Source organism: Pseudarthrobacter sp. NamE5 (genome assembly GCF_005796225.1).
In the GTDB taxonomy this organism is placed as follows: domain Bacteria; phylum Actinomycetota; class Actinomycetes; order Actinomycetales; family Micrococcaceae; genus Arthrobacter.
Genome location: NZ_VAHO01000067.1, coordinates 1 through 209, shown reverse-complemented (window position 1 = coordinate 209; position 209 = coordinate 1). Strand labels below are relative to the sequence as shown.

Annotated in this window: 1 protein-coding gene; it reads right to left on the bottom strand. The window is 66.0% G+C overall.

Annotated elements, in window-relative coordinates:
- The coding region (locus FDW84_RS19105; RefSeq protein WP_138611044.1) for a hypothetical protein at positions 1–209 on the bottom strand (209 nt) is incomplete at both ends.

Sequence of the window (209 nt, the reverse complement as noted above, 5' to 3'; positions counted from 1 at the left end):
CACCGCCGGTGCTGTCACCGCCCAGGGTGAGGGCGAGCTTGGGTGCGCCGGTGCTGCCGGCCTCCTTGGAGTTGAGGTCCAGGCCGTCGCTGCTGCTGGAGTCCACACCCAGTGAGAGTTGTTGGCCGAGTTCACCGCCCAGGCCGCTGACAGTCAGCGGAACGTTGTAGTTGGTGTTGGAGCTTGTAGGGCCAAGGGTGCCGAGACTG